Genomic DNA, 16,461 nt, shown 5'->3' on the forward strand with positions numbered 1-16,461 from the left:
TGACCGGAGCTGCCAAGGAGGGCTGACCTGGTCAAACGCTGATGGCTAGCAACCACCCTCAGATGATGCATCGCGCGAGAGATGCGCTCACCGAGGCTTGACCTCGCTCACGCGTTGCCACAGCGTTTCGCTCATCCTGATCGCTAGGACCATTCTGAACAGAGCCACCTTCTAATGTTGGAATCCGACCTTCAAACCATCGCCGCCCACTTCTCTGCCTCAGCGCCCGCAGCCGACTATTGGACCCTGCGCCTGGTCGATGAGACCGGCGAAGGCCTGTCGGTGCGCGATGATGTCGCCGAGCCGAGCCGGTTGTGGCGCTCGCGCGGCGCGATGATCACGGTGGTCGCCGGCGCTGGCCTGGGCTATGCCGCCACCTCTGACCTGAGCCCAGCCGGGCTGGCGCAGGCGACCCAGCGCGCACGGGCTCTCGCCGCGCTGCATGCGCGCCTTGGGCTGTTCGCCGCGGATCTCTATCCGCGCACTGCGCTGAAGGCCCAGTACGCCGCCCAGGTCCGCGAGCCTTGGGCATCGCGCTCGCTGGAGGACAAGCTTGGGCTGCTGTTTGACGCCTGCCAGCAACTCGATCGCGATCCGCGCCTCGTCGAGCGCGCCGCCTGGCTCGGCCATCGCCGCGTGGAACAGCTCCTGATCAGCGCCGATGATGCCGAGATCAGCCAGCGTTGGGAGACGGTGCACAGCGGCCTCTCCGCCACCGCCCATGTCGACGGCCAGACCCAGACGCGGCGCGGCGGCGGCGCTGGCATGCCGCGCCAAGGCGGGCTCGAACGGCTGGCCGAGGCCGGATTCAGCAGCGCCGCCGAGCAGGTGGCCGAGGAGGCGATCGCGCTGGTCCTCGCGCCCGAGTGCCCCAGCGGCAAACGGGATCTGCTGTTGATGCCGAGCCAGATGGTGCTGCAGATCCATGAATCGATCGGCCATCCGCTGGAGCTTGACCGCATCCTCGGCGACGAGCGCAACTATGCCGGCTTGAGTTTCGTCACGCCGGAGATGTTTGGCCAGTATCGCTATGGCTCGCCATTGCTCAACGTGACCTTCGACCCCAGCCTGAGCAACGAGCTGGCCAGTTGCGTGGCCGATGACGAGGGCACGGCGGCCGAGCGCCAGTACCTGATCCGCGACGGCATCCTCGAGCGCCCGCTCGGCGGCGCCCTCTCGCAGGCACGCTCCGGGCTACCGGGCACCGCCAATGCCCGCGCCTGCGGTTGGGAGCGGCCACCGATCGATCGCATGACCAACATCAACCTCGAGCCAGGCGCCGACACGGAGCGTCTGGAGACCATGATCAGCCGCGTCGAGCGCGGCATCCTGATGGAGACCAACCGCTCTTGGTCGATCGACGACAGCCGCAACAAGTTCCAGTTCGGCTGCGAGCTGGGCCGGCTGATCGAGGACGGCGAGCTCAAGGGTCTGGTGCGCAACCCCGGTTATCGCGGCGTCTCCGCCCACTTCTGGCGCAGCCTCGATGCGGTCGGCGGCCCCGAGACCGTCGAGGTCGGCGGCGTGCGCAACTGCGGCAAGGGCGAGCCGAACCAATCGGTCTATGTCGGCCATGCCTCACCGCCCTGCCTGTTCCGTGATGTTGAGGTGTTTGGAGGTGGGCTATGACGCTGGCGACGACCTTGGCGACCAACGCGGCGACAGCGCCTGAGGCGAACCCGGCAAAGACGGCGCACATGCCCCTGCAAGCAGAGCCCTTCTTCGCCCTCGCCGAACGGGTCTTCAGCCAGCTCCAGGGCGACGAGCAGCTGTTCCTCGGTCTCGATGGCGAAGGCTCGGACTTCGTGCGGCTCAATCGCAATCGGGTGCGACAGGCCGGCGCGGTGCAGACCCAGCAGCTCGGGCTGACGCTGGTCGATGGCGAGCGTCAGATCGAGGGCAGCTGCGACCTCAGTGGCGATGCGGAGGCGGATCGGTCACTCGCCCTCGCGCTGCTGCAACAACTGCGCGAGCGCATCCCGCATCTGCCCGCCGATCCCTACCTGAATCTGGATCAGACACCGAGCCACTCCCATCGCGCGCTCGAGGCCGAGCTGCCAGCCGCCGCCGAGGCGATCAGCACACTGACCGCGCAGGCCGAGGGCCTGGACCTGGTCGGCATCTATGCCGCCGGCGAGATCGCCAGCGGACTCGCCAGCTCGATCGGGCATCGCCACTGGCATCAGAGCCGCAGCTTCAATCTCGATTGGAGTGTCTATCTGGACGGCGACAAGGCGGTCAAGGACAGCTACAGCGGCCTCGACTGGCAGCCCAGCGCGGTGCGCGCGCGGCTTGAGCGCCAGCGCGAGCGGCTCGCGGTGATGGCGCAACCAAGCAGGCAGATCAAGCCGGGTCAGTATCGGGCCTTCTTGGCCCCGGCAGCGATGGAAGAACTGCTCAACCTGCTCGCCTGGGGCGGTTTCGGCCTGCGCGATCATCGCACCCAGCAGACGCCACTGCTTCGCCTCGCCAAGGGCGAGCTGCGCCTGAGCCCGCTGTTCAGCCTCAGCGAGGATCACCGGCGCGGCCTCGCGCCCGGCTTCACCGCCGAGGGCTTCCTCAAGCCAGAGCAGGTGCCACTGATCGAGCAGGGGCGCTTTGGCCAGTGTCTCGCCGATGCCCGCTCGGCCAAGGAGTATGGCGAAGCGGTCAACGCCGCCGCCGAATCCCCAGAATCAGTCGTGCTCGCCGCCGGCACCTTGCCCAGCGATCAGGCTCTGAGCGCGCTCGACACCGGGCTCTATCTCGGCAACCTCTGGTACAGCAACTGGTCCGATCGCAACGCCTGCCGGGTCACCGGCATGACCCGCTTCGGCAGCTTCTGGGTCGAACAGGGCGAGCTGATCGCCCCGCTCGCGGTGATGCGCTTTGACGACAGCCTCTACCGCCTATTCGGCGATCAGCTCGAGGCGCTCACCGGCGAACGCGAGCTGCGGCTCTCCGCCGAGACCTATGATGGCCGCTCCACCGCCAGCGCCCTGCTGCCTGGCGCCTTGGTCAGTAACCTGAATCTGACGCTGTGAGGGGGCGTTTCAGCTAGACTTCCCACATGCGCCACCCCATCGACCCCAAGATCGACTGTGTCTTCAAGGCCCTGCTTGGTGCCGAGTCCAACCGCGCGCTACTGATCCACTTCCTCAACGCCATGCTCGGAGCAGAGCTGCCGGCACCGATCAGCAGTGTCGAGATCCTCAACCCCTACAACGAGCGCGAATTCCTCGACGACAAGCTCAGCATCGTCGACGTCAAGGCCCGCGATGACCACGACGACCTGTACCAGATCGAGATCCAACTGCTCAGCTACCGCGACCTGCCCGCGCGCATCAGCTATGGCTGGGCCGACCTCTACAGCTCACAGCTCAGCAGCGGTCAGCCTTACAGCAGGCTCAAGCCCACCTACGCCATCTGGCTCCTCGCCGAAGACCTGTTCCCGGAGCGCGACGGCTACCTGCACGACTTCCGCCTCCGCGATACCGAAGGCCAAAGCCTGGTCGAGCACGGCGGCATCTGGCTCTTGGAGCTGAACAAATTCGATACCGACTTGGTCAACACCGAGCAAGAGCGTTGGCTCAAATTCTTCAAAGAAGGCGAAGACCTCGACAGCGAAGCGCTCCCCCTTTGGATGCAGACCCCGGAGATGAAGCAAGCCATGAGCACCTTAGAAGCCTTTTCTGAGAAAGACCGCGCTTACCACGCCTATCAAGCGCGGCAGAACTACCTGCGCCAGCAGATGAGCATCCAGCAAGAGCTCGACGATCGTCGCGCTGAGGTCGAGCAAGCAAAGCGCGAAGCAGAGCAAGCCCAGCAGGCAACGGAGCAAGCCCAGCAGGCAACGGAGCACGCCAAGCGAGAAGCGGAGCAAGCAAATCGAGCAATGGAGCAAGCAAATCGAGCAATGGAGCAAGCAAACCGAGCAATGGAGCAAGCAAATCGAGCAATGGAGCAAGAGCGCAAGAGTGCTGAGCAGGCGCGTATGGCTCTTGAGCAAGAGCGCGCGGACAAAGCACAAGAGCGCGCGGCCAAGGAAGCCGCTCTGGCCGAACTCGAGCGTCTCAAGGCACAACTGCGTGGCGCAGCGGATTAACCCGCATCAAAACCCTACATACCTCCCATGCCTGCTCAAAGCGATCCTTGGCGCAAGCGCTCAAGATCCTCGACGCTATTGATGTTAACGAAACAGTTCGGCCGGTCGGTAAATGCTGCAATCGCGGTTCGGTGCTGCGCATACCAGCGCTCAACCTTGCGCTCGCCGCTGGCCAAAAAGGCCTCTAGGCTCGGCGCTAGGGCCTGAGGGATCAGCGCATAGACCGGCTGCAGACGTGTTCCGTCCGAGGCAACCGCTAGCTCCGCCGTTTGCTCGATCAACGCCATGCAGAGACGCGGGACCAGGTCTGGGGCGAGATACGGGCCATCGCAGGGAACGGTGATGATCCAGGGCGTCTGCACCGCTGCGAGCGCGGCGGCGACACCGGCCAGCGGTCCCTGGAAGTCAGCCATGGCATCGGCAATCACTGGGTAGCCATAGCTGGCGTAGCGTTCATGGCTGCGGTTGGCATTGATCATCAGCGTCTGCACTTGCGGGCGCAGACCTTCGATGATCCAGGCCAGCAGCGGCTGACCCGCGAACTCCACCAGCCCCTTGTCTTCACCACCCATCCGGCGCGCTTTACCGCCAGCCAAGACGACACCGGTGATGTTGTGCGGGTTGGGCGCTTCGGTTGGCAAGGGGGCTGCTTCTGATGACTGAGGAGCTATTGCTTTTCTCGTCCCTACGCTAGCAGATACACCCCAGTCGTTCTACCCAGGGCGCAACGGGCCGGCGAGCCATGGCGAAACCATGCAGGCTGATCAACCGCGGCTTGAGAGTGGAATGTGTATCGAGCTACTCGGCAATCGCCTGGTGATGCGTAGATCCGACTGTCATGCCCATTCAGGGTGAAGATCATCGCCATCGTTGATCGCCGAGCGCGTCAAATGGACCCGAAATAAGCGCTGCGATTCCAAGCGATCACCAACTCAGCAGAGGATCGCGGTGATACCGCTTGTAAGCTGAATGGTCGTTATTATCGCCCAGGCGGCACCTAGTCGGCACCTAGTCGGCACCTAGTCGTTGCTCAGTCGTCGCTCATGCAATTTGCAGCAGTTTTTCAATGGATGAGCTACGCTTGCTAAAAGAGGCTCAATCATCGAATGCGGGGGAAAGGCCTTTCGGGTCATTCCCTAACTGTGTGGCGAGGATGATGCTGCGATGAACGAATCGGGGCGACTGACGCGGGTGCCATTCGGCCAACGCGAGGCGGATGGACAACTGATCGATGTGCATGATGCCGCGCGCGGTGCGCATTGTGGCTGCCGTTGCCCATCCTGTGCAATGCCGCTCATTGCCCGTCAGGGCGACGAAAAGGTTTGGCATTTCGCCCATCACACACAGGGCGATGAAGCCATTGCGGAGCAGGCCTGTACCTATTCATTCTTTGTGTCAGTGCGGCTGATGGCCCGGCAACTGCTCGCAGCCGGTCAAACGCTTGCGCTTCCGGCGGCCGTCGGACAAGTCTCTTTCGAAGTCCCTGAGCTGGGTATTCGACGCGAGCGTTCCTATCCCATCACCGCCGGCGCCCTGGTGGTCTTGAACGACGTCGAGATCGATGCGTGCTACCAAGGCGTGACGGTGGACCTGAGCGGTCGCGTGCGCGATGCCGAGCTGCTGGTCGTGTTCAGCCATCCGGAACGCGCTGTGGCAGACGCCGTACAGGCCCTGAGCGGCGACCGCCTTGGCGTACTTGCGCTGGACCTGCGTCCGTTGGCGGCCGACTTCGCGACGGCACGTGCCCGTCAATTGAGTTATCGCGATCTGCTGAGCCGTTTCCTGGCGCAGGAGACGGCCTCACGCTACTGGCTGTTCCATCCGCGTGAGGCGCGGATGCGCACGCGGGCGATGGCGGAGTTGGAGGCGGAGATTGCCGCGGAACGCTGGGCGCGGGCGCGGCCGGTGGATTGCCACTGCCTGTTCTGCGGCACGCGCTGGAGGGAGCCGGCGGGCGTGGCGCATACCTGCCGGCGCTGTCAAACGCATCTGGGAATCCGGGTCAGCGCAGTCAGCGCGAGCAGTACAGGCGGCGCACCACCACCGCTGGTGTTGCGTTGAGTGTTGCGTTGAGTGACGCCTTGACTCGGGGCGAGCGTTCGAGAGCACTCGCACAGGACTCCACTCCGTCAAGAGTGCTAACGCGAGGAGAGACTGCTTGGGGAGTGCAGTGCTGCAATCGGACCGCTGACGGCGGTGCTGATTGACACCGGAGGATCAGTCCGCACTCCCTGGCAGCACAATCTTGATACCGCGCAGATCAGCACCGGCGCGACCAGCAAACAACCTCAGATCTTCGTTGATCATGGCCCAGCAGCGCGGCCCAATACGCTCGGGCATGCCGCTGAGTTCGGCATCAAAGCACAGCTTGCGGCCATCGAAAGCAATGCGAATGCCGAGCATCACCGGGTCCGGGTCAGCGCTTCCGCCGCATACGGACTCCGCCGTGGCCGCATAGCGCGCCTGGGTCGGAACCAAGCTGTTGCTTGGGTCCTGCGTCGGCGGCTGATCACTGCGCTCACCAACCATGCCCAGCCCGCTTCTTGCCTGCGGATGGATGGCGACGCTGATCTCGACCAGCTCGGTGGCAAGCCGCGGGAGATTGGTCTCGATCCGGGTCAGGGTGCAATCCGGATTGCGACAACGCTCGCGCAGCGCGAACGAGAACTCACGGTCGACGAAGATGCCGATCGCTTGCTCAACCTCCTCAAGCTGGCGCTGGCACCGACGCAGCCGCCGCGGATGGGGTTTGTCGTCGCGCAACTGCTGGCGAATCACCTTGCGCAGTCGATCGAAGCCTTTCGGCAAGGTCCCGCTATGAAAGCCTCGGCACATGAGCCCGCGCATGCTCTCACCATGGGCACCCACGCTAGCGGGCTCGATCGGTGCTCCTAGAGCCGGCTCGGCATCGAGATCGAGTGCTCGCAGGCGCTCACGATGATTGGCCTCATAGAGCTTCCAGTTCTCCTTCAGCTCCCAGACCAAGAAGCCAAACAATCCAGGCAGCAGCACGATGGTGAGCGTCACAAACGGATAGGCCACGACCTTCGGCAAGACCGATTGGGTGATCTCGACAAACGCCGTGGTAATCGCCGGCAGGAAAGGCAACAGGAGCTTGTGTCCGATGGTCACGATTGGGAAGTGTTTGACCGGGTTGACCTGCGGCTCCACCAGCACGGTGACATAGAACTGGATCAGGGATTCTGAAAAGCGCCAGAGCGGGGCCAAGAGTGCCTTCAACGCCAGGCTGCTCCAACGCTCGCTCAAATGATGGGTCAAGCCCTCATCGACGCGATGTAACAGTTGCGAAAAGCGGCGCGTGATCTCCTTGAAGAAGAACAACAGCTGCTGGATCAGGCCGATGAACAGGGCCTGATTGAGCCGCTGCAGATAGACCCCGACGCGCGTACTCAGGTTGTCAAGGAAACGACGACCGGCTGGCGTATTGCGCGCCAAGGTACCGAGCGCAAAGGCGAGTCCGAACAGCCAGAAGCCGGGCTCGATCGGCACCTCGTCGACCAGCACCGCCAGCGCGATGATCGGCGCTAATGGCAGCGCACCGATCAACAACGGCTGAATCAGGTTACGGCCGAGGCCGCGCATCATCGGCGTACTCAAGAGCCCGGCGATGGGCCACCAATGCAATAGATCACGCGGACCATCCCAGACCAGAAAACGCAGGATGCGCCAACCACCCAGGGTGACCGATTGAGCAATGTGGCGGCCAATCCCAGTGTAGGCGAACAGATTGATCAGGCTTCCGCTGAGCACGACCGAGGTGATCTCGGTGAAATGAAAGCTCTTGTCCACAAATGGGATGAGTGCAATCAGCAGGTCCAGACTCTTGAGCACCAGAAAGGAGCCACCATACGGCAGCAACAGGTAACGCAAGATGTCTCGCCCCATCGGCGTGCCGAACAGCGGCGCGCCAAGCTGCTGCAAGCCCTTGATATAGAGCTCGCCGGGGCGGTAGACGCCAGGCAGGGCGCGCTCTGCGGTCCGGTCGAAGCGCCGCAGCCGATCACCGCGGAAGAATTCGCTCCAGGTCGGGTCGGGTAGGCGCAGAATATTACGCGCGACGATATCGCGTGCATCGGTGAACTTGAGATGCCGGCGATGTTTGATCACATCGAGCAGCTCTAACCTCATCTTTTGCGCGGCAACGATCTCGCGGTGATTGCGTGGAACGAAATCGGCCTCTTGCATCGCTTGCTCGATGCGCGGCATCAGCTCGGTATCGAGCCGATCCGTGATCAATCGGTTGAGCCCACGTAACAGCGTCGAGAAGCGCTCCAGCTCAGCCATCGGCCAAGGCAGCTCTTCGAGCCGAGCGCGGCTGGTCTCGAGCGCGCGCAAGGCCTTGAGCAGGGGCTGAAACGGCAACTGCTCTCGGATCGGCACACGACCGAGCTGCATCAGCCAGCGCCCGAGCCGGAGCCGATAGTAGTCGGTTGGGCCTTGGAGCATGAGCTGCTCGAGGCAGCCGAGCAGGCCCTGCGCGGCCGGTGAGCCGAAGCGCGCCCGATCATCGCCGGCAAGCCGATGCACCAGCGCGTAAAGCTCTGCGCGAACGCTGTTCGACACCGCCCAGCGCTCGGCCAAGCCATCGGCCAAGAGTGACTCCACCAAGGCCTCGCGCTTGGTGATAGCCTGCTCAAGCGCCGCCGGCAGTTCGCCAACCTCGGGGACTAAACGCAACGCCAATCGCCTCGACGCCGCCAACCGGCGCAGTGCCAGGGCAAGATAGCCACTGCGCTGAGCACGAACCGCGGCGGCCACGGCCTGCTCGAACAAGACGATGCCGCAGTGCAGGACCGCATGATCCGAGCGGCGGACATCCGTGACCAGAGGCTTGTTCCGAAACAACCGCCACGGCAGGACCGGAGGCATCCAACGCAGCGCACCGAGCAACCGCGTGCGCCAGATCCCCAGCTGATCGCCAAAACGCTCGACCCAATCTGGCTGCAGATCCAGCCGTGTCCCTCGCGCGAAGGCATCCAGCAGCCGTTGCTCGAGCGCTGGGTCAACCCCACCGGCGCACCCCGAGGCTTCCACTGAGGCATCCACTGAGGCCTCCACCGAGTCGCAACGGCATGCAGGCGGCTCAGCCGCCACATCAGCGGGATCGATAGCATCCAGCGGCGAGTCTTGCGTCGGTGCAATCGCGGCTTGGGTCGACTCCGCTGCGACCGCCAGGTCTGGATCGCTCCGCCCATAAGGCAGCGCCAGCGGCAGCAAAGGCGCCTCAGAGCGCAGACTGCCACCGCTTCCAGGGCGGCTTTTGAGCAGCAGACTAGGCAACCGCTCATCGACCAGCGGTCGCGGCAGATCCAGCCCGGCCGCCGACATCCAGTGATCGACCTGTGGCCAGACCCGAATCGCAGGGAAATAGAAGCCGCGGGCGCCCGGGGCGAAGTAGCGCAGGCGAACGACGAAGGCGACAAAGCTGCGGCAGACGAGATCGTCGTCCCACACCGGCAAGATGAGCCCATCGTGATTCAGCACCTCGCGCACCTCAGCGAAGGCATCGTCACCGATCAGTTCGCGGAGTGCGCTCGCATCGAGTTGCGACTCATGCGTTGCATACTCGCGCGCTGCCTGCCAGGCCCGCGCGACCTCGGCCTCGAACGCGCGCGCCCAGTAGTCATAGCGAAGCCGAGTGAAGCTGCGCTGCTCGAGACGCTGATTCGGCGGACTCGGCAGCAGGATCACATGCTCCGGCAGCTGCAGACCCTCGATGACCGACAGCGCCTCGGCGTTCTCGGTCTCGAGCCCCAACAGAAAGTCGGCGCGCGGCATCAGGTAATACGGCAGATCGGGCACCGAAATACCCGCCAGACGCTCGCCGAGCTGACCTTCGATCAAGCGTTCGATCGCGCGCGCGTGGAATAGAAACAGGCCCTCGGCCGGTTTCATGATCTGTTGGCGGAAGGCTTTGGCGGTAACGACGGTCATGCTGAAAGGGGATGACGGCAGCACTAAGCATTCATCTCGCGCTGACCTCAGGACAATACCTGCTCAAAGCATCCGCGCGCGGCCGCAGCTCTCTAAAGAGCTCGACACTTGGCAGCGACAGGTGCGCAACGGACGGGCAGCAGCCAATTCCTGACAACTCTAACCGATCATCCACTCCCATGACGGCTTTTTGGCCTCTAAAGCCCAGTGAACCGAGACCTGGAGCGGCAAGCATGTTAGTTTTTCACAACAGATCGTCCACCCTTGAGAGACCAATCATTCCTATGCTTGACGCCAACGCTGCCGTTATCGCGACCTTCGCCGCCTATCTCGTGCTCATGCTTGCGATCGGCTTCTGGGCCTATCGTCGCACCTCAGACTCATCCGGCTATTTTCTCGGCGGCCGCAGCTTGGGCCCCTGGCCGGCGGCGCTCTCAGCCGGCGCTTCAGACATGAGCGGATGGCTCTTGCTCGGCCTGCCCGGCTTTGCCTTCGCCTCGGGCATCGAATCACTCTGGCTTGCGGGTGGCCTCCTACTCGGAACCTGGCTGAACTGGCTGTTGCTCGCGCGCCGACTACGCGTCTACAGCTTCGAGGCCAACAATGCCTTGACGATACCGGAGTTCTTCGCTAATCGCTTTGGCGACCGGCGACACCTATTGCAAGCCGTCGCGGCCTTCTTCGTGCTGTTGTTTTTCCTGTTCTATACCAGCTCGGGCCTGGTCGCGGCCGGCAAGCTGTTTGAGACCGTCTTCGGGCTCGACTATCAGATCGCGGTCATCGTCGGCACGCTCTTCGTCGTCTCTTATACCCTGTTTGGTGGCTTTCTCGCTGTGTCTTGGACCGACTTCGTGCAGGGTCTGTTGATGGCCGCCGCGTTGTTAATCGTGCCGGTGATCGCGATTCAGAGCGACGGCGGCGTGAGCGCCATGATGGCGACACTGGAAGCAAAGAATCCGGAACTGCTGACGCTCTGGGCCGACAACGCCGGCCAACCCTTGACCTTGTTGGCCATCGTGTCGCTAGCCGCTTGGGGACTCGGCTATTTCGGCCAGCCGCATATCCTGGCGCGGTTTCAGGGTATCCGCGGCGCCAACGAGGTCCCCACGGCCAGGCGCATCGCAGTCAGCTGGACGGCCCTGAGCCTCATCGGTGCGATGCTGGTCGGGCTCGCTGGCGCGGCCTATGTCGACAACAATCTCATTGGCCAGTTGGCCGATCCCGAGACCATCTTCATGGTCCTTGTGAACACATTGTTCCATCCGGTCATTGCCGGCATCCTGCTCGCCGCCATCCTCGCCGCGATCATGAGCACCGCCGACTCGCAGTTGCTGGTCTCCTCATCAGCGCTGGCTGAGGACCTCTATCGTCAACTGCTGCGCAAGCAGGCAAGCCAACGCGAGGTGGTTTTGACCGGACGTGCTGCGGTGGTCTTGCTAGCGCTGGTGGCCTTGCTGCTGGCGACCAACCCAGAGAGCACGGTGCTTGGACTGGTTGCCTATGCCTGGGCTGGCTTCGGCGCCGCCTTCGGGCCCGTGCTACTGATTAGCCTGTATTGGCCACGCATGAACTGGAACGGCGCCATCGCTGGCGTACTCACTGGCGGCCTCGTGGTGGTGATTTGGAAGCAGCTTGAGGGCGGGCTCTTTGAGCTCTATGAGATTGTGCCTGGCGTGGTCTTGGCCAGTCTGGCCATCGTCATCACCAGTCTTGCGACCGCGCCGCCAAGCGCGACGATTCGCGACGGATTTGAGCGCTATCGTCAGGCGCTGCGCCAGCCCTGAGAGCATCGAATGGCGATGGCAAGCATGGGCAAGCAGCTGGAGAGGAGCCGAACTCAGCCCAAAGCGCAACAGAGGGGGCACCGCCCAGCGCAGCGGCGATGCCCCCGGGGAGACCGAGTCGGCATCGCGCTGCAATCAGCGGGCTCTAGAAGCTATAGGTCGCAATCAAGCGCCAATGGCTCATGGTCGCATCGGCCTTGGTGCCGCGCGGATTGACGAAACCATCATATTCGCTGGTCCGAGTGATATAGAAGGTGCGGATCGTCAGCCCCTTGACCTGCTTCGGCTTGTAGGTCAGCACGAGATCCAGCTCGTCGGCATTCGAGGTTGGCACCGCCGCCGGGGTGACATTGGGCACGGCGCCGATGGTCTCGGATTTGCCATAGTCGAAGTAGGCGGCCATGAAGCGTAGGCCGGGCATGATCTCGTAGCTGGCGCGCAGGCCCCAAGCGTTGACGTCCTGGCGATAGGCATTGCGCGAGAAGATCGAGCTGGTGTAAGCCGGATCGCCACCGAAGGCGTTGAAGAATGCGGTATCACCATCGGACTGGTTCCACATCACATGCGCGGTCCACTTCTTCTTCGGGCCGATCAGCCCCGCCTTGAGACCAAACAGGTTGTAGTCGAGGTTGCCATCGCCGAAGTTGGCCTGGATCGAGGGACCGCCTTGGATACCCTTGGTGCCGTCACCGACATCATCCTGACGCAGATACTGAGCGCCCAGATCGAACTTCATATTATTCAACGGGATCTTGGCGTCGACATCGAAGTAGACGCTGTTGGAGATATCTTGGGTGTAGTAATTCCACAGTGACAGCTTGGTATGCGGTAGCCCGGCATAGCTGATGCTGGCCACCGTGAGTCCACTGATATTCTCCGCCCGCGGACCCAGGGCAATCTGCCCGAGATTGAAGAACTCGGCCTGGCCGAGACCAGACTGATTCGGCGCCTGCGCAACGCCTGCAGTACCGGTGGCCTCGCCGATGAAGCCCCAGTCGGTCATCGCCCGAGTGCCGAAAGACATCTGCGTGATCTGCCCGAGCGAGATGTCCAGCCCCTCGATCGGCTTGGCGCCGGCGCGCAACGCAGTATACGAGTTCGGCACCAGGTTGTAGGTGTTGGTGGTCAGGGGCGTATCGATCTGACCACGGCCACCAAAGGCATAGAGATGCTTGTTGCCAAAGGTGAGATTGACGTTCGTGAGCTGGCCTTTCTGAGCCCCCGTGTCATTCAGGAACATGCCGCGTGCGGTTCGCTCCTCGCCGACCTTGGGGTCAAAATCGGTGCTGCCGAAGATGTCGCCGTTCAGATAGGCCGCCGTGTTGAAATTAAAGCCGTTCCAGCTTGGGCTTTTGTAGCTCAGCATCGCTGAATAGGCATTGCCACTGCTAGGGTCCCAGCCGTTGTCCTTGGCGGTGAGGATACTCATTGCGCGGATGCGCCCCTTGAGTTCGCCGTAGTCATTACCTTGGAACTTGAGTTCATAGGCTCCAGCCCCCGCACTACCTAGGCCAACGGATAGCCCCATGGCCGCGATTCCAATCTGTCTTAGCATCGCCATCCTCCCCTCTTCGTTATGAGTGGTCGTCGTTGTGTGTGCAGTCAGCAACAAACTTACTACAAATCTGCAACATTTGTATCAAAAAACGTCAGCTAACCCGCTGTTTTAACCAAAAACGAGTCACATTTTGACACGGGTCACAAACACAACAACGTTTCGCTACGCACGCCTAGGGGATCGCGGTTTCGCTACGCACACCTAGGGGATCGCGCTTTAGGCCATCAGCCTTCAAGCGTTTGCTCTCTAAGACAGAGATCGATTGCGAGGACAGCGTCCGCACAACTGTTATAATGTTTCGAAAATGCACGCTCATATCATTTGCTGTCGAGGAACCTGCCGTGCGCAGCCTAGCTTTGGGGTTCAGCCTTTTGATTGCCGCCGCCGGGCCAGCCTGGTCCGTCGAAGAGCCAGCGCGGCTCAGGGTGTTCGCCAGCGTCCTTCCGATACAGACCTTCGTCAAAGCGGTCGGCGGCGAGCGAGTCACGACTGAAGTCATGGTGCTACCAGGACACAGTCCAGCGACCTACGACCCGAGCCCGAAGCAGGTTGCCGCGCTTGCTGAGGCAGACCTCTATGTCCGCGTCGGCGTGCCGTTCGAGGCGGCCTGGATGAAACGCATCCAGATTGCAAATCCTGACATGCCCATCTTGGATCTGCGTGACGGCCTCCAACTGCGCAGCCAAGAGGCACATGAGCATGAGCATGAGCATGAGCATGAGCATGAGCATGAGCATGAGCATGGGAATGAGAACAAACATGAGCACGAGCAGTATGCTGTTAGCCCTGAGCAGCTCGCGCCGGAGGGAATGCTCGATGCATCCAGCGAATCGGCAGCGACGGCTAAGGAGATGGACCCGCACATCTGGACCAGCCCCCTGCTGGCGCGCAAGATGGCGATGGCGATCCGCGACCGCCTGACCGCGCTCGACCCAGCGGGAGCCGAGCTTTACGCCGAGAACCAACAACGCTTCGACGCTGAGCTGCTGAACCTGCACCAGAGCATCCAACGCCGCCTAGCCGGACTCGGCAACCGCACATTCCTGGTCTATCACCCGGCCTGGGGGTACTTTGCCGACACCTATGGGCTGCAACAAATCCCGATCGAACGTGCCGGCAAGGAGCCCGGACCACGGCGGCTCTCGGCCCTGATTGCGCAGGCCCAGGACAGCGGCACTCGCGCTATCTTCGTGCAACCGGAGTTCGACCAACGCACGGCCCAGCAGATCGCCCGCAGCATCAACGGACGCGTTGAGGCGGTGACGCCGCTGGCGGCCGATTACCTGGATAACCTACAGCACTTTGCGGCAATCCTCGCCGACGCGAATAGCATCTCTAAGGCCAAGGTTCCTGAAGCCGAGAATCCCGATCCGTCGGTCGACGCCCCATGAGCACAGTCACGACAGCCGTCATCGAGGTTGAACAGGTCGGCTTCGCCTATGGCGATATCCCGATTTTGGAGGATGTCAGCTTGCGCGTCGAGGCCGGCGAGTTCCTCGGTTTGGTCGGCCCGAACGCCGGCGGCAAGAGTACCCTGCTGAAGCTGGTGCTCGGGCTGCTGCGCCCGCAGCAGGGCCGCATCAGTGTGCTCGGTCGCTCGCCCAAGCAGGCCCGGCGCTACCTGGGCTATGTGCCGCAATATCCGGCTTTCCCGCGCGACTTCCCGATCCAGGTACTCGATGTCGTCCTCATGGGGCGGCTCGGTCTTGGCCGGGGGCTCAGCAGCCGGTTCGGCGCCTGGCGCCAACGCGACCGGGAGATCGCACGACAAATGCTCATCGAGGTTGAGGCCGGTGAACTGGCGACGCAGCCCATCGGCGCCTTGTCCGGTGGCCAACTGCAGCGGGTGCTGCTCGCACGGGCGCTGGTGGGCGAGCCCGAGATCCTCATTCTTGATGAGCCAACCGCCAACATCGACCATCGCCTAGAGGGTGAGATCTTCGAGCTGCTCGCCCAACTGAACAAACAACTGACAATCGTTGTCGTCTCACACGACATCGGCTTCATCTCCAGCTATGTCAGCCGCGTGGCCTGCCTGAATCGAACCCTCATCTGCCATCGCACCGAGGCGATCAATGGCAATCTGATCAATGAACTCTATGGCGAACGGGTGCGATTGATCAATCATGACCACGAAGGCGCCGAGACTAACCTGGGTACGGCCGGCGCAAACATGAACGCGCCGCAGACCTCCTTGCCTTCTCATCAGGAGCATCCTGCGCATGGCTGAGTTTTTCACCGCGCTGCTCGAACACGGCTTCCTACAACAGGCCCTGATCGCCGGCCTGCTCGCAAGCATCGGCTGTGGTCTGATCGGTCCTTTTGTGGTCGTCAAACGCATCACCTTCCTCGCCGGTGGCATTGCCCATTCGGTGCTCGCCGGCATGGGCGCGGCAGTCTTCTACGGCTTCGATCCGCTAAGCGGCGCCCTCGCGGCGGCGGTGTTCGCTGCGCTGCTGATCGGCTGGGTTCGCCTGCGTTGGCGCACCGGTGAAGACACCGCGATCGGCGCCCTTTGGGCGATCGGTATGGCGGTTGGCATCCTCTTCGTCTCGCAGACACCCGGCTATGCCACGGATCTGATGAGCTTCCTCTTCGGCAACATCCTCTTGGTGCCGGCGCGAGAGCTCTGGTTCATGGCCGCGCTGGATTTGGTCTTGTTGGTCAGCGTTGCACTGTTCTATCGGCAGTTCGTTGCCGTCGCCTTCGACGAAGAGTTCGCCCGTTTGCGCGCCGTACCCGTCGATCTGTTCTATCTGCTGCTGCTGGTGTTGGTGGCGGTGACGGTGGTCTTGATGATCCAGGTGGTTGGGCTGATCCTGGTCATCGCACTGCTCACACTTCCAGCGGCCACCGCCGGGCAATGGACAGGCACACTGGCTGGCATGATGATGGGCGCCACCCTGATCGGCGCCTTGCTGACGAGCGGAGGCTTGGCGCTGTCTTATGCCCCAGATATCCCAACTGGCCCAACCATCATCTTGCTCGCTGGCGCGCTCTACCTGTTGTCAGCAATCAGTGCCGGTCTGCGCGCCAAACGCCGTGCTGAGAAGGCCGTGCGGTCAATCACCAGAGGCTGA

At 62.6% G+C, this 16,461-nt stretch carries 11 protein-coding genes; 8 read left to right on the forward strand and 3 right to left on the reverse strand.

The window, feature by feature from the left end; genetic code table 11:
- The first annotated feature begins 174 nt into the window (after nucleotides 1-174).
- The 3 genes from CCR96_RS16525 to CCR96_RS16535 are packed head-to-tail and all read left to right on the forward strand — an operon-like array spanning nucleotide 175 to nucleotide 4,084.
- Nucleotides 175-1,629: a TldD/PmbA family protein gene (locus CCR96_RS16525; RefSeq protein ID WP_201221278.1), complete on the forward strand. Its 1,455-nt coding sequence runs from the start codon at nucleotides 175-177 to the stop codon at nucleotides 1,627-1,629.
- The gene (locus CCR96_RS16530; RefSeq protein WP_338035896.1) at nucleotides 1,626-3,023 is read left to right on the forward strand and encodes a TldD/PmbA family protein; all 1,398 of its coding nucleotides are present in this window, start codon (nucleotides 1,626-1,628) and stop codon (nucleotides 3,021-3,023) included. Before CCR96_RS16525 ends, CCR96_RS16530 begins: the two co-directional genes overlap by 4 nt.
- 26 nt (nucleotides 3,024-3,049) lie before the next feature.
- On the forward strand, nucleotides 3,050-4,084 hold the full coding sequence (locus tag CCR96_RS16535; RefSeq protein WP_201221280.1) for an Rpn family recombination-promoting nuclease/putative transposase: 1,035 nt from the start codon (nucleotides 3,050-3,052) through the stop codon (nucleotides 4,082-4,084).
- A gap of 35 nt (nucleotides 4,085-4,119) precedes the next feature.
- Here the strand turns inward: CCR96_RS16535 and mobA are convergent, their stop codons facing one another.
- Nucleotides 4,120-4,725 carry a molybdenum cofactor guanylyltransferase MobA gene (mobA, locus tag CCR96_RS16540; protein WP_201221282.1) on the reverse strand — a complete coding sequence of 202 codons (606 nt, stop codon included), beginning with the start codon at nucleotides 4,723-4,725 and terminating at the stop codon, nucleotides 4,120-4,122.
- Nucleotides 4,726-5,248: 523 nt separating this feature from the next.
- Here mobA and CCR96_RS16545 point away from each other — a divergent pair.
- The gene (locus CCR96_RS16545) at nucleotides 5,249-6,145 is read left to right on the forward strand and encodes a competence protein CoiA family protein (RefSeq protein WP_201221284.1); all 897 of its coding nucleotides are present in this window, start codon (nucleotides 5,249-5,251) and stop codon (nucleotides 6,143-6,145) included.
- Between the two features lie 156 nt (nucleotides 6,146-6,301).
- Here the strand turns inward: CCR96_RS16545 and CCR96_RS16550 are convergent, their stop codons facing one another.
- Complete coding sequence (locus CCR96_RS16550) at nucleotides 6,302-10,039, reverse strand: sulfite exporter TauE/SafE family protein (protein ID WP_201221286.1); 3,738 nt, start codon at nucleotides 10,037-10,039, stop codon at nucleotides 6,302-6,304.
- A 284-nt stretch (nucleotides 10,040-10,323) separates the two neighbouring features.
- On the opposite strand from CCR96_RS16550, the gene putP reads away from it, so the two are divergent.
- Nucleotides 10,324-11,823 carry a sodium/proline symporter PutP gene (gene putP / locus CCR96_RS16555; RefSeq protein WP_201221288.1) on the forward strand — a complete coding sequence of 500 codons (1,500 nt, stop codon included), beginning with the start codon at nucleotides 10,324-10,326 and terminating at the stop codon, nucleotides 11,821-11,823.
- 145 nt (nucleotides 11,824-11,968) lie between these two features.
- Here the strand turns inward: putP and CCR96_RS16560 are convergent, their stop codons facing one another.
- Entirely contained in the window at nucleotides 11,969-13,378 is a 1,410-nt protein-coding gene (locus tag CCR96_RS16560) for an OprD family outer membrane porin (protein WP_201221290.1), read from the reverse strand.
- A 344-nt stretch (nucleotides 13,379-13,722) separates the two neighbouring features.
- On the opposite strand from CCR96_RS16560, the gene CCR96_RS16565 reads away from it, so the two are divergent.
- Genes CCR96_RS16565 through CCR96_RS16575 form a run of 3 tightly spaced genes read left to right on the forward strand, consistent with a single transcriptional unit; the run spans nucleotide 13,723 to nucleotide 16,461 of the window.
- Nucleotides 13,723-14,772: a metal ABC transporter solute-binding protein, Zn/Mn family gene (locus tag CCR96_RS16565; RefSeq protein ID WP_338035897.1), complete on the forward strand. Its 1,050-nt coding sequence runs from the start codon at nucleotides 13,723-13,725 to the stop codon at nucleotides 14,770-14,772.
- On the forward strand, nucleotides 14,769-15,611 hold the full coding sequence (locus CCR96_RS16570) for a metal ABC transporter ATP-binding protein (protein ID WP_201221294.1): 843 nt from the start codon (nucleotides 14,769-14,771) through the stop codon (nucleotides 15,609-15,611). The genes CCR96_RS16565 and CCR96_RS16570 overlap by 4 nt, the downstream gene beginning before the upstream one ends.
- Nucleotides 15,604-16,461 (forward strand): metal ABC transporter permease, encoded by an 858-nt coding sequence (locus CCR96_RS16575; protein WP_201221296.1) that lies wholly within the window; start codon nucleotides 15,604-15,606, stop codon nucleotides 16,459-16,461. The genes CCR96_RS16570 and CCR96_RS16575 overlap by 8 nt, the downstream gene beginning before the upstream one ends.

The organism is Halochromatium roseum (assembly GCF_016653315.1).
Lineage (GTDB): Bacteria > Pseudomonadota > Gammaproteobacteria > Chromatiales > Chromatiaceae > Lamprobacter > Lamprobacter roseus.